Below are 1,424 nucleotides of genomic sequence, written 5' to 3' on the forward strand. Positions count from 1 at the left end.
GTTCCATGGGGCGGCTCTCACATGTGGGGCGGGGGCGCCAGGGTGAAGTCCTCGGGCCCGGTGGGGGCGGTCGTACGCCAGCCCCGCCCGACGGCGGCGTCGGCCAGGCGCGGGCAGCCGAAGTACCCGAAGGCGGCCGGGGCGTTGGGCAGGAGCCCGGAGACCAGGACGCGGGCGACGCGCAGCGGGGTCTCGGCCACGTCCTCGGTGGTGAGGTCGAACGTCATGACGCGGTGGCCGCGTTCGCGCAGCGCGCGCTCCAGCCTCTCCCGGCTGCCGGGCTCGACCGCGTCCACGGGGACGGTCCCGAGCGCGGGTTCGGTGAAGCGCCGGGCCTGGGGTGCCATCCGCTCGTCCAGCCACACCTGTACGTGCGCGCCCAGGTCCCGTACGTGCTCGAACTCCTCGCCGCAGACGTCGAGGTAGCGGCGGTCGGCGCGGTGGTCCAGGTAGAGTCCGCGGGCGAGCAGGCCGGCCTCGACGGCCTGGAACACCCAGCCGCCGGGGTCGGTCAGGCCCTGGGTGAAGACCCAGGTGTGCACGGCCTCCAGCACGGCCTTGCGGGCGGCCTCGGCCGGGTCGTACTTGCAGGCGAATCCGGCCGCGTACAGGCCGAGGCGGGGGTCGTGGACGAGCGCGGCCACGCAGGGGGCGAACTCCGAGGGCATCTCGACGAGGTGGAGGTCGAGCGCGGATCCGGCGAGGTCGTCGGTGAGGCCGGGCACGCTGGCCGGGTCGATGCCGCGGGCCGGCCCGTCGAGGTGCCACCACAGCTCCAGGGCGTCGCGTTCGACGATCTCCAGCAGGCCGCGTTCGGCCGCGTCGTCCAGGCCCTGGCCGGTGGCGATGCCCGCGTAGTTGAGGTGGTGGGTGCGGGGCAGCGAGCGCAGGCCCCCCTGGCGCCAGTTGAGGTGGGTGAGCGCGACGGGCGCCCAGACCTCGGCGGTCGTGCCGTCGGGCAGGCGCTCGGCGCCGCGCGTCCACAGGGCCGGGGTGTCGTCGGTGAGGGGGCGGTAGGGGAACCTCTCCCGGGCGTACTGCCAGGGCGCGTAGGCCGGCAGGTCGTCCGGTCCGTACAGCCGCAGTCCCTTGCCGGCCAGTTCGGCGGCCGTGGCGTGCAGCGGGGCGTCCGGGTGGCCGGGCGGTGGTACGCGGTTGCCGCAGTAACGTTCCACCCCCTCGGCCACCGCGGCCAGGCGGGCCTGTTCGGGGTCGCCGAAGGTGGTGCCCAGGGAGACCCGGTCGGCGGGCCACAGACCGAGTCTGCGCGCGTCGGATATCTCGGCCGTGAACGCGGTGTAGCGGGGCGGCGCGCCCGCGGGGTGCTCGACGGGCTTGACCTTGCGGACGACGCCGCAGACGGGGTCGACCAGGGCCTGAAGCGGCAGCGCGGTCATCGCGGGATCTCCTCGGCGGGTTCGGTG

Annotated in this window: 1 protein-coding gene; it reads right to left on the reverse strand. The window is 75.3% G+C overall.

The window, feature by feature from the left end; all coding sequences use genetic code 11:
* Positions 1-17 precede the first annotated feature (17 nt).
* Positions 18-1,397, reverse strand: coding sequence for a YcaO-like family protein (locus L7D48_RS28805; protein ID WP_237884044.1), 1,380 nt, complete (start codon positions 1,395-1,397; stop codon positions 18-20).
* Between the last annotated feature and the right edge of the window lie 27 nt (positions 1,398-1,424).

The sequence above is a fragment of the Streptomyces sp. ICN903 genome, from assembly GCF_022015835.1.
Classification (GTDB): Bacteria; Actinomycetota; Actinomycetes; order Streptomycetales; family Streptomycetaceae; genus Streptomyces; species Streptomyces fenghuangensis.